Source organism: Streptomyces sp. NPDC043896 (assembly GCF_056435605.1).
Genome location: NZ_JBWKEE010000008.1, coordinates 213,105 through 230,754, shown reverse-complemented (window position 1 = coordinate 230,754; position 17,650 = coordinate 213,105). Strand labels below are relative to the sequence as shown.

Below are 17,650 nucleotides of genomic sequence, written 5' to 3'. Positions count from 1 at the left end.
GGGGGACTGACAGACATGGCGAACCAGGACCGCACCTCGTACGACATCGCCGCCTCCGTGGAGGTACAGGGCGGACTCGGCGGGATCATCGGCCAGCTGGAGCGGGTGCTCGGCGACCGTGACGCCGCGGTGAAGGCCGCGATGGCCGAGTTCCAGGCCGACGGCGTCTCGGACGACTACCACGGCAAGGAAGTCCGCTGGAACAAGGCGGCGAACGAGGTCCGCGACATCATCCGCCTCGTCCGCACCACGCTGGAGCAGAACGACGCGACCGCGCAGGCCACGCTGCAGAAGGCCAAGGCGGCGGTCGACAACATCGGCTGACGCCGAGCTTACGGGGAGAAGGGGGTAGGACATGGACTGGGACATCAAGCCGTCTGGCGTGCGGGGGGTCCTGCTTAAGACCGGGACCGCTGCGGAGGGCTTCCAGAAGGCGAGCAAGGCGTTGGAGGCGACGCTGCCAAACGCGGCGAAGCACGCGGGCACCCTCTCCTTCGGCGGCGGTGAGGGTTCTGGGATGGGGCCCATCGCTGCCGCACTGGCGGAGCTGGTGGCTGCCCACAACGTGCGGCTGACGTTCATCGGTGCCCGGACGAACGCTTCGATCAAGGGCGCGATGGACGCGACGACGGCGTACGTGAACGGCAACCTCGAGCAGGCGGCGAACGCCCAGCGCGAGGCTTTGAAGGCGCCGCAGGTCGTCTTCTTGGAGGCGGTCAAGCAGTGAGCGGCGAGCAGCCAGTCAACCCCTGCACGGTCCCGACTTTCACGGGCGACCTGGAGGCACTGGAGCAGGACTATGCCGCCATCACGGCCGCCGCGGGCACCTTCCGCGACGCGGGAGCCAACGTGGACTCAGAGTTCCAGGGCCTGTCCGCGTTCTACTCGGCGCCGGAAGCGGCCCAGCTGTTCGCGACGACGCACCCGGTGCGCACGGACAGCGACTTCTTCGCCGACCAGATGGATGCGGCGGCGAAGGCACTGGGTGAGTACGTCAGCGAGGCACGGCCGATCGCGAACCGGCTGAAGGAACTCCAGGCGAGGGCCGCAGCCTTCAGCGACAAGATCAGCGGGGATGAGCACTGGAAGGACGACAAGAAGAAGACCGACGAGAACAGCCAGCTGATCAGTGAGATCAGTGCAGCCGTCGCCGCCTTCTGGGCTGCCGAGAAGACCTGCGCCGACAAGCTCCGTGCGCTGCACGGCGAACCTCCGCTCCGCTATGACGACGGATCGCACGCCAAAGACATGTACGGCTACCGGCTGGAGGACCTCAACAACTCCAAGTCGTTGCCGTGGGGTACCCGGTTCGATCAGACTCACCGGTGGTACGAGATCGACCACTGGGCAAAGTCCTTCGTTTGGGACGGCATCGTCGTCGACGGCATCGTGGGCACCGTCCGCGGGCTCGGCACCCTTGTCGGCTACGACGGCTGGGACAAGGCCGGCCAGGCCTGGACGGGCCTTGCGAAGCTGGGCACCGGCCTGGCCCTCACCCTCCAGCCGGGAATGGGCGTGGCCTACTGGACGGCCGACGACAAGGAACTCCCCGCCTGGCTGCGCGACTCGCGCACGGCGATGAAGGAGACCGGCAAAGCCCTGGTCGCGTGGGACGAGTGGGGCAAGAACCCCGCCCGCGCGGCAGGTGCGGTCACCTTCAACGTCATCACCACCATCTTCACCGGCGGGGCCGGAACCGCGGCCAAGACGGGCACGGTCGCTAAGGCCATCGCAACGGCCGGTAAGGTCGGCAGGCTGATCGACCCCGTGACTTACGTTTTCAAGGCCGGCTCATACACCTTCAACAAACTCAAGGTCGGCGAGCTCTTCGCGAAGCTGACCACGAGTGGTGACGCTGCCTTCCCGAAGCCCGACGACGTGGTCTGGAAGGAATTCCCCAAGGTACAACCCCCGCCCGGTGTGCGTCTGCCGCACCCCGAGGACACAATGCGCCTCCCTGACGATGCCTTGGGCCGACCCCAGTACTACGACAAGATCACCAACCAGCTCCTGGATCACACGGGCTTGCCGAAGCAGGACCTCACCAAGGTCCCCAAGGGTCTCGACCACGCCCCGGCCGAGACCCCCAGACGCCAGGAAGTCACCGTTGGCGCCCCCCACACCCGCACAACAGTGGGCATAGCCCATCCCACCGGCGGGATGGGCCGCCAGTTCGCCGGTGAAGACGGGCACCTCGGCCGGGCCGACGGCAGGGGCAGTCGTGCCTTGGAGGGCGTTGGCAGAGACATGTCGGGGCCGGGCCACGGCGTCGAATCCGCTCCCATGGGCCGGGCTGACACCTCGCTGGGCGGCCACTCCCCAGACGACATGCCCCGGAACAGCGCGGATACCCATGTCCCGTCCACGGGCGGTTCACATCAGGACACCCCGTCCAGTGGAGGCCATGCTGAGGCCCGGGGCGGCACGGACCACACCGGCGGCCTCAGCGGCCCCGACAGCGGTGGCCGTCACGATCCCTCGCCGGCAGGAGGAGCTCACCCGGAAACGCAGGTCGTGGACAACGCCCCCCACGCAGATTCGGCCGCAGCCCACCGAGCGGAGTACGAGGCTGCCCGCGAGAAGCCGGCCAAGGAGCGGACAGCCGCAGAAGCGGCAGCCATTACTCGTGAACATGTTCGACTTGCGAACGAAGATCCTGCATGGTTTGAGAAGTACTACAGGGACACGGATGGCCACCGCCACTCCAAGTCCGCGAAGGTGGACGGTGCCGAACTCCCTATTCTCAAAAAGGCTGCCGATGGCAGGTGGATCGCCAAGTACGACATGCCTCATGGGCCCTCGGAGACCGTATACGCGGCCAAGGAACTTGGACCGGAGACCGTTCCGTCCATGCACCAGGCGGCCCTCGACTCGGCGGCTGCGAACCGGCGAGCGTCAGTGGACCTCACCAACGCCGAGAAGGCATTCAAGGATGAGCCGTCCACCAAGACCAGGACAGCCCTCAAGAAGGCGCTTCAATATTACGAGAAACTGCTGCGAGGCGTTCCCAACAACAGCAAGATTTCCGAGGCGCTCGGGGAGCAGGCTGCGGCACTGCACGTAATTCCGAACGAGTTCACCGTAAATGAGCGGATCAGCCTTCCGGAAACACCCAACGGCGCCAACATGTTCGATTTGGCATACCGGATCGGTTCTGACGGCGAGCGTCTCATCGTGGAAGCAAAAGCTCCTTCCGGGGACCTGGACTGGCGCCAGGGGCGCGCCGACCCAGAGGACCCTGAGAACCCGCATATAGGCGATGACGGCGGGGCGCAGGGCATGCGAGTCAAACAAGGGACCCGACCCTACGTTCGTACAATTTTTGCCGAAATGACAAGCCGCGGTGGAGATGACGCGAAGATTGCGGCAGAGCTGCGCAACGCGCTGAAACTCAAAAAACTGAAGTTTGTGCTGGTGAAAGCACTCGACCACACCGACTCCACATATGCGGGTGCTCGGATAGAATACCTGGACATCGACTGAAGGAGGGCGTGTGCTCACGCACATTCCACGCCACGCGTTCAGCACGGACAATGTGGCCGAGGCCATGGCGCCGATCATCAAGAGTGCCGAGGAGGCACTCGCGGGGCTCGGGACATCCGAGGACGACCGCCATGACGCCCTGATGCTCACACTTATCACAGCCAAGTGGCACTGCCTCGCGGACCCCATTGCGGACCGGTTCACGACATGGGAGGCCTGGATCCTCGCCATGCAGACCGGATCCGCGCTGTTCACGGCTGGCCAGGCCACCGAGGGGCCCGTCAGGTGCCGCATCGGCGTCAATCACGAGGAAAGGGAGCTGCCGGCGACGGGACCTCAGGAGTACCTGCACGCCGCCAACTGGCTTACCTCCTTCTACCTGGCGGCGATCTGTCGGGAGGCCGAGCGCATGAACCGGCTCGCGCAGGTTCCCCTGCCCTTCCTCCGTGCGTCCGGTGCGGAGTTTGACGAGTACATCTACCCGTGGGTGGAGACCCTTCAGAACCACCGTTTCGGGCGGCAGGAGACGTGGGACAGCCTGGTCCGTGCAGTAGAGGGCACCGACCCCGCTCACGTTCAGATCGCCAGCCCGGAGTTGATGCTGAAGATCCTCTACCCGCCGATCGACCTTTTCCACAGGTATGCGACCCGGGACGAGGAGCGTTTCAACGAGGTCTTGGCCGAGGCGCTCACGTGGCACAAGGAGTACTGGACCGCGAACGAGGCCCGTTCCAGAAGCGGCGAAGGCCTGGTCGCGCTCGGCCCGCTCGCGATCGCCTGCATGGCTCGTGATGCAGGTATGGCGATCAAGGTCGAGTCCGAGTATCTCCCCAAGGAACTCCTGGAGTTCGGCTGGGTCGGTGAAGTGGACGCCTGACAGTCGGCTCCGGCGCCCGCGCCGGAGTCACCGGCTCTCTAAAAAGCGCCCTCGCGCCGCCATGCCCCTTGCCCGGCAGGCGGAGCCGGCCGCCGAGTCAACCGCCGCCGAGCAGCCCTCAACCAGAGACTCCGCACCTTCCGCGAATCCGTACGGGAGGCAGCGGCAAGCCTCGTGCCCACCTGGCGACGCGCTGCCCGGCGGGCCGCGGCACACCGCCGGCCTCAGCGTCCTGGGCCGTTCGCGCCTGCCTCCGCCGTACTCCACCATGGCCGTGAACGCGGGACACCAGACCGTCCCGTTCGGTGCCGTAGCGTGAAGTGCGTCCACTAATCAGAGCTGGCTGCTGTGCTTATCGGACCCGCGTGCCTCGCCCTCCCCGGAGGGCGGGGCACGACCTTTGCCTTCCCGACGCTCCGAAGCAGCGGAGGCCGCCTTCCGGGAGCGGCACTTGGCGGTCGGCGCCACTCTCCGGGAATCGGCATCGCGGGGTGTCCACGTCCCACACCGGATCCGATGCACCGGGGGCCACGAGTCTCTTCGTCGGCCATCAGCGGTCCGACGATCAGGCTGGGTATGCAGAGCCTGTCCGCGCCCGCGACGGCCTTGGCAATACGGTGCTGTCTGGACCGTTTCCTCTTCTGCCCGTTACCGCGCCGTCAGCCGGTCCCGGAGGTAGGACGAAGCGACCGACCACCCGGGAGCGCGGGAAGAAGCGGGCTGCGGCCGGTGAGCACTGAATACCCGGAACGACACCGGGGCCTCGCCCTCGCGGTCCAGGACCCCTTCTGTGACTGGTCAGCGGAGCCGTTGGCGACCGCAGTGCGGGGACGTTCGATGTGGGGTCGAGGTGCGGAGCGGACCCCTCACGGAGCAGCCGGGGCCGACCCCCAGGGAGGGCCGGTTCCCGTCTGCCTGGTACTGGCGACGCTTGGTCTGTCGGCGTGTGCATCTGCTGGCCCGGGAGGGCCCGCCAGGCAGTTGCTCCCCTTTTGCCATGTCTCGGGGGGAGGGCTATCGTCAAGATCAACTTCTGCTGCAGCAGAAGCTGCAAGCATGTTTCTCTAAGTGATGAGTGTTGTCTTGAACCGATCCTTGAAGGTTGCGGCTACCGCCGCCGCTGCTGCTTCCGTCGTCGTCCTGTTCCCGGCCACAAGCCAGGCTGCGCCGGCCTTCCATCTCCGAAACCTCAACAGCGGCCGGTGCTTGGAGATCGAGAATTCCAGCAAGAGCAACGGTGCCCGCGCTCAGCAGTGGCTCTGCGGCAATCAGCCGGGTGCCTACTGGTATCAGAAGACCCACAGCGACGGTACCTTCGAAATCGTCAACCAGGGTAGCGGCAAGTGCCTGGAGATCGCCGACTCGCGTACGGACGACGGAGCTCCGGCCCAGCAGTGGGACTGCACCGGTATCGATACCCAGCGTTGGTACTGGTACGACGGCATGTCGATCGTGAACGTCAACAGCAAAAGGGTACTGGAGATCGCGGACTCCAGCGGCAGCAACGGCGCTCGGGCCCAGCAGTGGGGCTACGCCGGCATACGCACCCAGGCCTGGAACCAGATCGGCTGACAGGAGTCTGCGACCTGCTGCTCGCCCCTAGGCACCAGCACTCACTGAGCACCGCCGCACACCTCGAAGACACGAGCGACCCACTGATTCATCCGGGCTTCGAAGTCCGTTTGCGAGGCGATGCCCGAGGCCCAGTGGACCAGAGCCGCTTCTGACCTACGCAGCCATGCGGATCGTTCACCGTCGTTGGCGCGGAACCAGCGGTATGCCGGTGAAGACCTCGAGCGCGCACTCGGCCACGTCATCAGGTGCGGACTGCCCGGCGAGCTGGCTAAGACGCCGTTCGAGGGCGGCCACGTTGCCGGACTGGTCGATCGTGGCAATCCCGTTGAGGGTGACGCGCAGAGGCTCGGCCAGCAGGGCGCTGATCCGCTCGGTCAGAACCTCCTGAGCAGTAGCGCGAGCCGAGCGTAGGCGCTCGTATCGCTGCGCGAGGTCGCTCGGGTCGCTGTCGGGCCCGAGCTGGGCCAGGAGCCAACGCAATACCTCGGTGTCCATGCAGTCCCTTCACGTACGTGGCCGGGGAGAAGCGCCTGCTCCTCCCCGGCCCGGTGCTACGTCGTCTTGCGGGTGCTCTTCGCTCTGGCCGCTGGCTCGGTCTCCCAGCAGGCAGGGTTGCTGATCTGCTCGGCGATCGCCGGGTCCGCCACCTCCGTGCCAGCCAGCAGCACGATGGGAACGCGCTCCTCAGGGTCGAGAACATGCACAGTGGCCGAGAGGACCCCCACAGCCTTCACGGCGGCGCTCACAGGACCGTCGCCGTGATGTGGCAGTCCGGCGAGGCGAGGACCGGCATGGCGACGGCAGCCCCCTTGGTCCAGATCTGCACCGGGTCATCCTGCGCGTCCCGTGTGATCACGATGCCGGGAGCCTCCTGCCGCTCGATCTGCGGATCCGTGCCCCTGGACAGGGCCAGGGACTCGGCGGTCGTGCCGTACTGAGTCTGCCCCCACCGCTGCCGGTCCGGCGGAAGGAGGATCCACTTGTCCTCGGGCAGAACCCGCTTGGACACGTCGTCCTGCCAGACCTGCGCCTTGTACTGCGTGATCGGCGGCAGACCGTACGTGCCGCGCACCGAGTTCACCTGCTCAGGGGTGAGCGCGGACGTCGGGGTCTGGCCGTCGGCCGGGGTGCCGTAGTACGCGGCCCGGTAGGCCTGGTTACCCGCGAGGTGAGAAGCAGCCTTGCGGGAGGTGAGGACCATCTCGGGCGCCGGGGCCCCGATGGAATCGAGGTAGTCGATCCAGCGCAGCTCGTCCGCGAGCGGGTCGGCATCCGGTGCGCTCCACGGCTTCGGTGCGGTCGGCATGTTCGCCGCGGGTACGCCGTAGTCCACCTCGACGGTCAGACCGTTCTCCCCGGCCAGCGTGAAGCGGCCGTCCACCAGGACATCGCCAGCGGCGAGTTCGAGGCGAGAGCGGATGGCTTCCACGTGCCGCTCGACGTCGTCGTAGAGCAGTTCGATCAGCCGGTCCTCGTCCGCGCCGCGCGTCGCGTCGAGGAGCAGCTGCTCCATCTCGCCCACCAGCAGCTTCTGCCCCAGGGCGGGCAGGGTGCCCTCTGTGGTCGTCTGCTCGGCCTGACGCCGGGCGATCGGCACGGACGCGTCGTACGCGCGGTAGGACGCCGTGTTCACGCGCCGCTTGGTGTTGCGGATGCGCCACTTCACGTCCTGGACCTGGGTCTCCGCGAAGACGGTCTGCGTGAGCAGGAAGTCCTGCGGGTTCGGGATGGAGCGGGCGTATACGGTGAGGTCCGCGACGGACACGTTCTTCAGCAGGTCGGCGATGCTCATCAGCTCACCGCCAGGAAGCGGATCTGCCCACCAGCCGGGTTCGCGGCGATCTTCGTGACGTCGATGCCGCCCGGGATCTTCGTAGCCTTGACGGTGCCGTGCCAGAACAGCGCGGCCGGGATCTTGGTCTGGCCGGACGTGAACGCGGCCTCAGCGAACACCAGGCCGGCGAGGACCTGGCGGCCGTCGGTCGCGGTCGGGTCGTACGCCCCGTACAGGCCGGACGCGGTGATGCGGCCTACGGGCACGCCGGAACGGACGAAGCCGTGAGGGCCGGCGGCCGTGGGCTCGACGTAGTGGGTGCTCTTGGTCAGCTTGGTCAGGTCGAGGGTGATCGTCTCGGTGGAGTCGGTGCCGTGCCGGGAGGCGAGCCAGTCCCGGTCAGCGGTGAGGGTGACGGTGGTGGTGGACGGCTGGATCAAGCCGCTTCTCCTGTGTGCCGGAGCGGCCTGCTCTCACCGGATGGTGGAGCGGTCCACGAAGCGAGCGGGGCGTGGTCCCCGAGGGCGCGCAGCGGAAGCTGCGCGCGGGTCAGGGGCTCGGAGGCAGCAGTCCGCGGCGGCGGGCCATCGCCAGTCCGCCTTCACCCGGCTTGGGGGCCTGGCAGCCGGGGCGCGGGGGAGGTACGGAGGCCGGGGCACCACCAGGGGCGGGCGACACCCGGCCGTCTCCGGGAGCAACCGGCCGGAACAGCTCCGGGCGCCGGGTCTGAAGATCGGTTACCGCCTGGTCGAGCGCCGTCTCGTCGGCGTCGTCCGCAATGCGGAGCAGCGCCACGGCGTCCTCGAGGTTGTCTCCCGTCGCGCCCTTCCCGGCGAGAGCAGCCCGGCGGGCGGCGCCCCGCTCCAGTGCGACAGCCGCGGCCTCTCGCTGGGCGGCGGCCGTCTCTCGTGCTGCGAGCTCCTGCTCCCGGCGCTGCGTCTCGGTGAGCTGCTGCTGTTCGGCGTCGCGCTGCTGCGTCACCCACTGCTCCAACTCGGAGGCGGAGGCGAATCCCAGCTTCTCCACGAGGTCCCTTCGGCCGGCCCGGGAACCCTGGTCCTTCTCACGCGCCATCATCTGCTGAAGCTGCTGCTGCCCCAGGGTCACCCGCGGGTCGCCACCGCTCGAGGGGTCATCGGATGATGCGCCGAGCATGGGGTGGATCGGACGGCCGTCGCGCCGGTAGCCGAGCACGGCGGACGGAGAGGGAAGAAGGCGGGACATCAGGGTGTGACTCTCCTCGGCGTCCCCGCGCCGTGATCGAGTCTACGGAGTGCAGCGCGACGCCTCCGGGCAGCCGGAAGCATCGCCCTGGCATGATCAATGGCAACGACCAGGTGGGGGGCACCGTGGAAGATAAGCAGGTCTCGCTGGACAAGGCGCCGCAGAGGCAGCCCAGGGGACGCAGGAACGCGATCGTGGCCGGCACGGTCACCGTCGCGGTCGCTATCGGTATCGCCTTGTGGCAGCCGTGGGTGGACCGCAGCCCGTTCACCGCGTACGAGGTGTCGGTGAAGGAGGGGAAGTACACCGTTCCCGGGTCGAAGCCCGGAACGTGTGTAGGGACCGGCGGGTCCCAGGAGGAACGGGTGGTCTTCGATGAGGACGGCACGCGCCTCGCCTCCGCTCGTGATCCGAGGGAAGGCGAGGTGTTGGGCGACGAGTTTGGCGACTTCGCCGGGGACTGCATGTTCATCAGCCGCATTGAGAACGTGCCCGGCGGATACGGCACCTACCTCTTGCAGTGGGCCGGAGGCACCAAGTACGAGATGTCGGAAGAGGACCTGCGAGAGCCCGCCGAGCCGCAACGCGAGCGGTTCAAGACCAGGAAGAAGTCCGACTTCAAGCAGGAGAGTGAGGATTGATCCCCTCCTTTGCGGCACCGGCCGACGCCTTCCCGGCGGCGATCCGGTCGATCTCCGCGCGAGCGTCGTTGATCGGGTACCCGGCGGCCTGGAGCATCCGTACACCGGTCTCCAGGGACAGCACGCCGGCGCCCACCGCGCGCACGACCTCGTCCAGTACCGCGCTGCGATCGGTTGGGGTGTGCGGACCGAAGACCAGCCGAACCGGAACGCTGGGGCCCGGCTCCCAGCCCTCCGCCTGACCGGCCTGGTGCAGACGCTGCACGAACTTGAGCAGCAGGGCGTACTTGTGGGCCCTCGCCAGCCGCATCGAGTCCACCAAGGAGTCCAGCGGTCCGAGGGACAGCTGAAGGGCGTAGCCGCTGGGCACGTCGGAGGGGTCAACGGTCCCGAGGCTGACCGCGGGCAGCCGGGCGTTGACGGCGGCGCGCTCGCGGATTTCCTCGACCCGGGCTCGCAGCTCCGCAAGCTGGCCGGAGGTGTCGAGGACATCCATGCGCCCGGAGTCACCAAGCTGGAAGACCGTGCCCGGCTCCACGGCAAGCGGGCGCGGCCGACCGGTCACCCGGTCCACCTCGGTACGCACGCCCGCCAGACCGATGATCGGGGCCCCGGTGGTGGCCGACGCTCGCGCCGAGTCCGTGTCCGATTCCGCAAGCTCGTCCAGCGCCTGCATCACCGGCGCCAGAGCGGACTGGCCGAAGTGCTCGCCGTCCGCGACCGTGTTCGTGACGTGCACGATCGGGAGGAAGTCGATCCGCAGATCCAGCCGATCCAGCACCTCCCCATCCGCTCGGGTCCGGAACCTGGCCTTATCCAAGGGCAGGTCATCGAGGACCTGGCCCAGGCGGAGATCATTGACGTCCCACTCGGCGTCCGTGAGGTAGCAGGTGACGCCGGACGGCAGATCCGCCCACGGGTACGTCCGCTCGATCCGACCGGCGTCCGGGTGGAAGACGTCCCCCGCCTCAAGAAGCCAGCCACCGGATCCATCGGCTACCAGGTCGCGGCGGCCGGGTTCTGAGCTGCGGGTCGCGGCAGCGATCGGCCCCAGCTCGTACGTGATCCGCCGCACCCGCGCCTTCACACCACGAGCAGGGTCCTCGGGGACTTCCCATGCCAGGTGGACCTTTGCCGGATAGTCCCCGGGGTCGGCGTCGTCGTCGAGGACTGGGAAGTAGAAGCCTGGGTCGAGCGTACGGAGCCGGACTCGCTGTTTGTCCGGATCCCACGCCAGCAGGTATACGGAGTCCCCGAGGAGCACCGCCTTGCGCTCGGCGGACTGCATCCGCAGGGGAAGCAGCTCCTTCTCCGCCCAATTCCGTAGGCGCTGCTGTACCTCCGCTGCAGCCGCAGCCTCCGGGGATGGTTCCGCCTCGGCTGTGGGCTCGGCGCCGGGCACCACGATCTGCTGCGCCCTGCCCAGCAGGTGGGCAAGCGTGGTGTTCACGAAGGCGGCGGCGTCACCGAACTCCCGCCTCTCACCCCCCGTCTCGTTGCCGGTGAGGAGCGAGAGTTCACCGGCCTGGTTGGAGTCGTAGGCCGCGAGGATCTTGTATGCCGCCAGGCGGCGGGCGGCGTCGGGTGGCAGCCAGCCCGGCCGGACCGCTGGAGCGAGGGCCCGGTGGGGGAGTCCAGTGCTGGCGGTGGTCATCATCGGCTTGTAGTTCAGCCATGACCAGGCATCGGAAACAAACTCGCGTAGGCCCAAGGGTGCTTCTCCCCGTTCGGCCCCGCGCCATTGCCAAGGCTACGTGTAGGTCTTGGCCGGTTACGCCTCGGAAATCCCCGGCGTCGGCAGCGGGCTGCGCTCTACCGTGAAGCTTCTCAGCCATCAGGGGGTTTCCACATGCGGTCCGGAATCAAGCCGGAGAAGATCGTCCTCGCCGTCGCGAGGGCGATCGAGGCACGCTTCAACAGCGGAGACTGGCTGAAGTTCGCGTACGAGACCGGCCATGCAGACCGCGTACGAAACCACCCGCGCTTGCTTCGGAGCCTTGACTGGAACGACCCCGACTACTCGGAGCACGTCCTGGAGATGGTGGAGTCCATCCTCCGACCCACGAGGGACCGGCAACTCGGCGGCGGATACGCCATTGCAGAGTCCAAGATCGATCCGAAGGCAGTTCTCGTGGCGGAACGGGTACTGGACTTGAGGACCTGGCTGGCCAAGAACGATCCAGACCTGCACCAAGAGCTGTACGGTGCCCATCACGCTGAAGCGACCGTGGACGATCTACGGACTCCTGCGGAGACCTTGGGGATCGAAGACGTGCACATGCACGCGATGCGCATCCGCCAAGGCCTCCGTGATGATCCTGCGCTGGCCATCGGGGCGGCGAAGGAGCTTCTGGAGTCGGTTCTTAAAGCGGTGCTGGGCCTGCACGGCAACGGTGATGAGACCAAGCAGGACCTTCCGAAGCTGGTGAAGCGCGCCGCTGTGTCACTCGGCCTCGACCCGGGAGGGGTGCACGGCGACGAACCGGGTGCCGGCCCCAGGCGCAAGGTGCTCCAGTCCTTGACGACGTTGGTAATCGGAGCGGCCGAGTTGCGAAACGCTGGGCTGGGAACCGGGCACGGGCTCAGCCAGGGCCCAGCACCCGACGTGGCCACTGCCCGGCTGGTCGTCTCAGCAGCAGCGGCAGCGGCCACGTTCTACATGGAGGCGTACGAGGCTCAGCAGTCGAACTGAGGCTAACGACGCCCGTCCAGCCGTCCGTCGCGGTACCCCGACGATCCCGCGCCTCCGTGCTGCGGACTAGCCAGCTCCGTGAGGGCGTGCACCGCCGCGTCCATCCGGTCCGGTGAGTCCATGCCGGCCACCCATGTCACCATCTGCTGCTCCAGGGTCGGCCACTGCCCGACGTGGTGGACACGGCCCTGCTCGTAGAGCTGGGCGATCGGTTCGGCGCGCAAGCGTTTGCCGTGCTTGGCGGTGACCGGGATGACCGCGGGCATGAGCATCTGCTCGGTCTTGTTCTCGCGGTGCAGGTCCTCCCACGCCTGCGCGATCACCTGGCGGCTCATGTCGCCGCCGTAGTTCGACTCGACCACGATCGCGTCCGCCCGAAGCTCGATCGCCAGAAGGCACGTTTCCCGACCCCAAGAGTCCGCGCCGCGGTTTCCGCTGCGGTCATCGAGCAGGTACAGGCGCCCATCGGTGTCGCGCCCCGCAGCGATGACGCCGGTCTCGTCGCCGACGGCGGACTCGCCGCCCGCCGGGTCGACTGCGACGACGATCCGGCTGAGGTCGATGCCCCGGAGCTGAGCAGCGGAGATCCGGTTGTCGGTGATCCACGCCCAGTCCCACACGCCGCCGTCCTGCGGGCGGGGCTGCTGCATGTACAGCGACCACCACACCCGCTCACCGACGGACGCGCGGATCTCCCCAAGGGCTGCCTCGTCGTACCGGTCAGGCCAGAGTGCGCCGCCGACGGAGCGGCCGAGGGCGTCGTCCTCAGCAAGCGCGAGGGCGGGCAGGTCGATGACGGTCCACCGGTGCCGTTCCTCGGCCAGCACGCGACCGGCGAGGTCGTCTTCGTCCCATCGGGTTTGGATGAGGATGACCGACCCACCGGGCTCGATACGGGTCAGGAGGACGGCCTGCCACCACTCCCAGAGGCGGCGCCGCATGGTGGGCGAAGAGGCTTCGGCGGCGTCCTTGATCGGGTCGTCCACCACGGCCAGGTGGGCGCCCTTACCGGTGAGGCCGCCGCCGACACCGGCCATGACGGCTCCGCCCTCGGTCCCCGCTAGGTCGAAGCGGTTCGCGGCGGAGGACCCGGGGCGCAGTCCGATGCCGATGTGCGGCCCGTAGGTGAGGATCGCGTCGCGAATCCAACGACCGTGATCGTCGGCCAGGTCGGAGGAGTACGAGGCGATCATCACCCGGTGCTCCGGGCGCCGCCGCAGGTACCACAGCGGCGCCCACCGGGCAGCACGCCGAGACTTGCCGTGCCGGGGCGGCATCGTCAGCAGCAGCCGTGTCGGCACCCCGGCCGCAACCCGCTCGAAGGCAGCGTCGATCAACCCCAGGTGCGGGGCCTGCATCTCCTTCCCGTCGGTGAGGACCGCCGCCATTGCGCCCGGTGATCGGTCCATGGCCATCTCCCGCTCGATCTGAGCGAGCCGGGCGCGGAGCGGTGGTGTGGAGGCTGCGGCGATCTCACGGCGGCGCGACGCGGGCAGCGTGCGGTATAGCTGGAGAACCGCAGCCTCGTCAGCCCTCCCCACCCTCGGCGCCCGCGTCGCCGGCCAGCGCGATCAGCCGCTCCAGCTCGTCCAGGCCCGCGGTCTCCACCTGCACCGCGCCACCATCCGCGCCGGTGATCTCCGTACGGACAGGGCGGTTGAGGCCGAGGAGGTGACTGCTGCGCTCGATGATCCGGACCGCCCGGTCGACCGCAGCCAGGTCGCCGGTGCGGATCGCGGACCGGTATACCCCGAAGAACAGTCGCTCCAGTCGCTCCGCCATGAGCTTGCGCAGTTCATCGGTGCTCTCATCCAGCACCGTGCTCCGCTCCGCCAATGCTTTGGAGACGTCCTTGCAGGCGAGTTCGATCAGGCGGCTGCCGCTCGGCGGCTCAGTGCCACGCCGGTACGCCTCGATGCCGTACCCCTGCGGGTAGGCGATCCCGTCTGAGTTGATCGCCGGATCCGCGGCGAGCTTCCGGCCGATGGTCAGCCAGTCGACGCCGGCCAACTTGAGGTCGATGGCGTCGGTGCGCCGCTGCGTGATCGCGGCTCGCACGGCCCGGGTCGGGCGGCCCATGAACGTCTCCCTGGGCCCCGCGCCACACCTCCATGATCCCGCAGCGAAGGGGAGGGGTACGACTTGTTACCAGGAGGCGCATCCAGGGCGCTGCGCAGAACGTCGTCAGGGGATCGTTTCCCCTGTCCATCGCCCACACGTGGGAATCGGAATCGTGTGGCTTGGCACTCGAACGCGAATACCCGACGTGTGCGCCCTCCTTTGACGTTTGGCGCCCCTCATGCCGCGGGGTCGATTCGGCAATGACGGGAAGTCCTTCACGAAAGCCGCTTCGAGTTGGAGGACACGTCATGAGGAACTGGGTAGCCCGGACTCTCGCTGTGCTTGCTGCCGCCGTGGTCTTGACCTTCACTGGCGCCGCGCAGGCTGTTGCAGACGACTGCTACATCTGTGTCTGCAACGAAACCCGCTGCGAGTGCATTCCGATCGTCTGCGCTCCCTGGTAGCTGCGCCCGCGGACCGCGAGGCCGGGGCTAGCCATGATTCGTGCTCCGGCCTCGGCGGGCTTCACTGTCGTACACCGTAATGTCCTCCCATGTATCACGGGAGGACGGCAGCTACGGGGTATGGAAGGCCAGTTGCTCAGGTCCACCCCTGCTGATGCGAGCCGGGGCTGGTGAGAGTTGCGTAATGGGCACATGCTTGTTTTGTCGCAGCCACCATCCGAACTGCCAGTTCCGACAGGTTCTGTATCGATTCACCTGTCGGAGCGGCGTACTATCCGGGATGGAGTGCTCACCCCAGCCCGTGATCGGTCTCGCGTTGTGCAGCCTCACGCCGAGGCCAGGAACGAGGGCGTCGCCCTCCCAGGTCTTACCCGGGGCAGCCTCGAAGGCGAGGTGCGCGTTCCTCCTCCAGTCCCAAGGAATCGGCAGCGCACACAAGTACCAGGCGGCAGGCGCTCCTTCCGCCGGCAGTAGCAGCGTCTGCCGCCTCCGCCGACGGTCGACGGCTGGCCTGTCGCACTCGGCGAAGGTCTTCAGGCAGTGCTGGCTGAGGTCAAGCTGCCGTATGCCGGCGAGCCACATGATGTTGAAGCTGTCGCGTGCCTCTATGTCTATGCGAACCGTTTCCCGGTCCGCCCCCGAATTCATTTCTTACCCCTCCGATTGAGCGTTCCTTTCCTTGATCAATTCTATCAAGATTTCGAGAATTCCGGCATGCTTGCCATGTCGGTAATCGTTGGGGTAGGGCATATTGAATTCGTTGCGAAAAGCCTCCTTGTATTCCGCGATGGAGAAACGTCGCGGCTTCCGGCATACGGCCTTCATGGTGGCCCTGCTGGCGTCGCTGAGCTCGACCTCTTCGAAGTAGCGCGAGAGGAGCCCGCGCAGGGACTCCGGGGTGTGGTAGCGGATGCGCTGCCACTTCCCGCGGACGAATCTCATGTCGACGTTGTAGTCGTCTAGGAACTTCAGTCGCTCGGCGTCCCGGCTGATGGAGTGCTCGGACGACTCGTATGCCTTCTCGCGCTCCAGGTTCCGGGTTCCAATGGCGACCACTCCCTCCGAAGCGCACAGGGCGTTGACCGTGAGGAGCACCCAATGCTGGTACTCCAGGCTGGTCGTGGCGTTGATGACCGAGTCCAGGACGACGACCTCGTACAGGCCCCGCTCGCGGAGCTCCCGCTCGATGGTGCGGATCATGCCGACGATGCCGCGGATGTCGAGGGAGTACTTCCCCTTGAGCGTGCGGTATGGCTCGTAGTCGTGCACCTGGTAGCCCTGCGCCCTCAGGTGACGGGCGTAGTCTCCGTGGCCGGCGCCGAAGTCGACGACGCGGTGCCCGGTCGTCAGCCAGGGCAGGACCAGCTGCTCCCACGTCTCCGACTTGTACCGGACCTGGCCCGCCTTGGCCTTCGAGGAGTGCTCGCGGAGACGGTTCGGCTGCACAATGTGCTGGTTCCACACAGGGGCCTGCTCCTCCAGGCCGGTCCAGTCGTACACGCCGTACTCGCCGGTCAGGTCCTCCACGAGCTGGCCAGCGTCGAAGGAAGCGACGGTCCAGGCGAGGACGTCGAACCGCTGGGACTTCGCGACCGCCGCGTACTCGGCGTTCAAGACGATCCGGCCCTGGTCGTCGATGACGACGGACCCCCAGGGGCCGTGGGCGGCGGTCATCAAGCCGATGGCCTGCTGGAAGGGGATGTTCTTGGAGGCGACGACCTCGATGGTCTGCCAGGGGATCCAGCACCACTGACCGATCGGACCGGCCTCCGCGTACACCACGGACGACTCGGTCTCGACCCGGTTGTGCAGGAGGTTGAACCGGATCTCGTCCTGGAGACGGACCTTCTGCGGGAGGATCATCGCGGGCACCGTCTCCTGCCCGATGGCCTTCAGGCCCTTGGTTCGCTGGTGACCGGCGACCAGCGTCCCGTCCGCGTTGAGGATGACGGGCTTGACCACGCCGTGACGGCGCAGGGAGCCCTGGAGCCGCACGAACGACGCCTCCGACAGACGGCGCGGGTTGTACTCGGCCGGGCGGAGGCCGGACAGCGGATACGCCGGATCGAACCGGACGTCGAGCGGGTTCACGCGCTGACCTCGTCATCGATGGCGTGATGCTCTTCGTTCAGGACGTGCCAGCCGAAGCCGAGGTCGGAGTCGTTCGCGTCGACGAACCTCCGGTAGAGGCCGTTCAGGAACTCGACCTCGTCCTGTGTGATCCGTACGCGGGTCGAGGACCACTGGAGGTATCCCCACTGGAGGTAGTCCACGGTGGCGGCAGAGCCGGTCCCCGCGCCGTCGCTCGGCAATTCGATGGGCGCGGGTAGGGACGTGTCATCGAGAAGGTCGTCCAGCTGCGCCTGGTCGTAGCCGGTGCCATCGAGGTCCGGCAGGTCGGTGAGGATGTCCGCGAGCAGGGCCGTGTCGTATCCGGCGAGGTCGCTGGTGCGGTTGTCGACGATGACGATCTTTGCCGCGGTGTCCTCGTCCACGTCGAGCCAGGTCACGGCGATCTCGTCCCAGCCAAGGGCCCGAGCGGCCTTTGCGGTGTGGTTGCCGGCGAGGATCTCGTTCGGACGGCCGGTGAGCGACCCCTTGTTGACGACGATCGGCTTGTACTGGCCGTGGGTGGCCAGGGACTCGGTGATCGAGGCGAGGTCGCCGGTTCGCGGGTTGCGGTAGTAGTGCGAGAGGTGCGCGAGCGGTACGGCCAGCGCCGCGAGGGATTCGGGGATGCGGGGTGCAGCAGTGGACACGAGGGCTCCAGCCCCGCGCCCACCATCGACCCTAGGTGATCAAGCGTGTTGGTCCCCGGGCACGACACCTCGCTGGCGCCGTGCCCGGGACGTGCTGACG

The 17,650-nt window shown here is 67.5% G+C and carries 17 protein-coding genes; 7 read left to right on the top strand and 10 right to left on the bottom strand.

What is annotated here, in order from left to right:
• The first annotated feature begins 15 nt into the window (after positions 1–15).
• The 5 genes from AC069X_RS14480 (at position 16) to AC069X_RS14460 (ending at position 5,932) form a co-directional block, all read left to right on the top strand.
• Positions 16–324: a pore-forming ESAT-6 family protein gene (locus AC069X_RS14480; RefSeq protein WP_478728544.1), complete on the top strand. Its 309-nt coding sequence runs from the start codon at positions 16–18 to the stop codon at positions 322–324.
• A 31-nt stretch (positions 325–355) separates the two neighbouring features.
• Entirely contained in the window at positions 356–727 is a 372-nt protein-coding gene (locus tag AC069X_RS14475; protein ID WP_478728542.1) for a DUF6507 family protein, read from the top strand.
• Positions 724–3,483 (top strand): hypothetical protein, encoded by a 2,760-nt coding sequence (locus AC069X_RS14470; RefSeq protein WP_478728540.1) that lies wholly within the window; start codon positions 724–726, stop codon positions 3,481–3,483. Before AC069X_RS14475 ends, AC069X_RS14470 begins: the two co-directional genes overlap by 4 nt.
• A 10-nt stretch (positions 3,484–3,493) precedes the next feature.
• Positions 3,494–4,360 carry an immunity 49 family protein gene (locus AC069X_RS14465; protein WP_478728538.1) on the top strand — a complete coding sequence of 289 codons (867 nt, stop codon included), beginning with the start codon at positions 3,494–3,496 and terminating at the stop codon, positions 4,358–4,360.
• Between the two features lie 1,083 nt (positions 4,361–5,443).
• Entirely contained in the window at positions 5,444–5,932 is a 489-nt protein-coding gene (locus tag AC069X_RS14460; protein ID WP_478728536.1) for an RICIN domain-containing protein, read from the top strand.
• Positions 5,933–6,109: 177 nt separating this feature from the next.
• Here the strand turns inward: AC069X_RS14460 and AC069X_RS14455 are convergent, their stop codons facing one another.
• From AC069X_RS14455 to AC069X_RS14435, 5 genes are all read right to left on the bottom strand, one after another.
• Positions 6,110–6,430 carry a hypothetical protein gene (locus AC069X_RS14455; protein WP_478728534.1) on the bottom strand — a complete coding sequence of 107 codons (321 nt, stop codon included), beginning with the start codon at positions 6,428–6,430 and terminating at the stop codon, positions 6,110–6,112.
• 56 nt (positions 6,431–6,486) lie between these two features.
• Positions 6,487–6,681 (bottom strand): hypothetical protein, encoded by a 195-nt coding sequence (locus AC069X_RS14450; protein ID WP_478728532.1) that lies wholly within the window; start codon positions 6,679–6,681, stop codon positions 6,487–6,489.
• On the bottom strand, positions 6,678–7,727 hold the full coding sequence (locus AC069X_RS14445; RefSeq protein WP_478728531.1) for a major capsid protein: 1,050 nt from the start codon (positions 7,725–7,727) through the stop codon (positions 6,678–6,680). The genes AC069X_RS14450 and AC069X_RS14445 overlap by 4 nt, the downstream gene beginning before the upstream one ends.
• Complete coding sequence (locus AC069X_RS14440) at positions 7,727–8,149, bottom strand: head decoration protein (RefSeq protein ID WP_478728529.1); 423 nt, start codon at positions 8,147–8,149, stop codon at positions 7,727–7,729. Before AC069X_RS14440 ends, AC069X_RS14445 begins: the two co-directional genes overlap by 1 nt.
• A gap of 109 nt (positions 8,150–8,258) precedes the next feature.
• Entirely contained in the window at positions 8,259–8,933 is a 675-nt protein-coding gene (locus AC069X_RS14435; protein WP_478728527.1) for a hypothetical protein, read from the bottom strand.
• Positions 8,934–9,025: 92 nt separating this feature from the next.
• Between AC069X_RS14435 and AC069X_RS14430 the strand changes: the two genes are divergently transcribed.
• On the top strand, positions 9,026–9,574 hold the full coding sequence (locus AC069X_RS14430) for a hypothetical protein (RefSeq protein ID WP_478728526.1): 549 nt from the start codon (positions 9,026–9,028) through the stop codon (positions 9,572–9,574).
• Here the strand turns inward: AC069X_RS14430 and AC069X_RS14425 are convergent.
• Positions 9,552–11,228: a hypothetical protein gene (locus AC069X_RS14425; RefSeq protein ID WP_478728524.1), complete on the bottom strand. Its 1,677-nt coding sequence runs from the start codon at positions 11,226–11,228 to the stop codon at positions 9,552–9,554. The genes AC069X_RS14430 and AC069X_RS14425 overlap by 23 nt on opposite strands.
• A gap of 195 nt (positions 11,229–11,423) precedes the next feature.
• Here AC069X_RS14425 and AC069X_RS14420 point away from each other — a divergent pair, with 195 nt between their 5' ends.
• Positions 11,424–12,266 (top strand): abortive infection family protein, encoded by an 843-nt coding sequence (locus AC069X_RS14420; protein WP_478728522.1) that lies wholly within the window; start codon positions 11,424–11,426, stop codon positions 12,264–12,266.
• 2 nt (positions 12,267–12,268) lie between these two features.
• Here AC069X_RS14420 and AC069X_RS14415 read toward each other — a convergent pair whose 3' ends face one another.
• The 4 genes from AC069X_RS14415 to AC069X_RS14400 form a co-directional block, all read right to left on the bottom strand.
• Positions 12,269–13,675 (bottom strand): terminase large subunit domain-containing protein, encoded by a 1,407-nt coding sequence (locus AC069X_RS14415; RefSeq protein WP_478728521.1) that lies wholly within the window; start codon positions 13,673–13,675, stop codon positions 12,269–12,271.
• A 118-nt stretch (positions 13,676–13,793) separates the two neighbouring features.
• Positions 13,794–14,345, bottom strand: a complete 552-nt coding sequence (locus AC069X_RS14410) for a hypothetical protein (RefSeq protein ID WP_478728519.1) — start codon at positions 14,343–14,345, stop codon at positions 13,794–13,796.
• A 1,097-nt stretch (positions 14,346–15,442) separates the two neighbouring features.
• Positions 15,443–16,882: a methyltransferase domain-containing protein gene (locus AC069X_RS14405; RefSeq protein WP_478728517.1), complete on the bottom strand. Its 1,440-nt coding sequence runs from the start codon at positions 16,880–16,882 to the stop codon at positions 15,443–15,445.
• Positions 16,879–17,550, bottom strand: a complete 672-nt coding sequence (locus tag AC069X_RS14400) for a ParB/RepB/Spo0J family partition protein (protein ID WP_478728515.1) — start codon at positions 17,548–17,550, stop codon at positions 16,879–16,881. Before AC069X_RS14400 ends, AC069X_RS14405 begins: the two co-directional genes overlap by 4 nt.
• Between the last annotated feature and the right edge of the window lie 100 nt (positions 17,551–17,650).

What these genes read in the sequence shown, in the direction of transcription:
- AC069X_RS14425 (WP_478728524.1), bottom strand. Translation starts at nt 11,228, where the DNA reads ATGACCACCGCCAGCACTGGACTCCCCCACCGGGCCCTCGCTCCAGCG.
- AC069X_RS14430 (WP_478728526.1), top strand. Translation starts at nt 9,026, where the DNA reads ATGATCAATGGCAACGACCAGGTGGGGGGCACCGTGGAAGATAAGCAG.
- AC069X_RS14455 (WP_478728534.1), bottom strand. Translation starts at nt 6,430, where the DNA reads ATGGACACCGAGGTATTGCGTTGGCTCCTGGCCCAGCTCGGGCCCGAC.
- AC069X_RS14410 (WP_478728519.1), bottom strand. Translation starts at nt 14,345, where the DNA reads ATGGGCCGCCCGACCCGGGCCGTGCGAGCCGCGATCACGCAGCGGCGC.
- AC069X_RS14475 (WP_478728542.1), top strand. Translation starts at nt 356, where the DNA reads ATGGACTGGGACATCAAGCCGTCTGGCGTGCGGGGGGTCCTGCTTAAG.
- AC069X_RS14435 (WP_478728527.1), bottom strand. Translation starts at nt 8,933, where the DNA reads ATGTCCCGCCTTCTTCCCTCTCCGTCCGCCGTGCTCGGCTACCGGCGC.
- AC069X_RS14420 (WP_478728522.1), top strand. Translation starts at nt 11,424, where the DNA reads ATGCGGTCCGGAATCAAGCCGGAGAAGATCGTCCTCGCCGTCGCGAGG.
- AC069X_RS14415 (WP_478728521.1), bottom strand. Translation starts at nt 13,675, where the DNA reads ATGGACCGATCACCGGGCGCAATGGCGGCGGTCCTCACCGACGGGAAG.
- AC069X_RS14445 (WP_478728531.1), bottom strand. Translation starts at nt 7,727, where the DNA reads ATGAGCATCGCCGACCTGCTGAAGAACGTGTCCGTCGCGGACCTCACC.
- AC069X_RS14480 (WP_478728544.1), top strand. Translation starts at nt 16, where the DNA reads ATGGCGAACCAGGACCGCACCTCGTACGACATCGCCGCCTCCGTGGAG.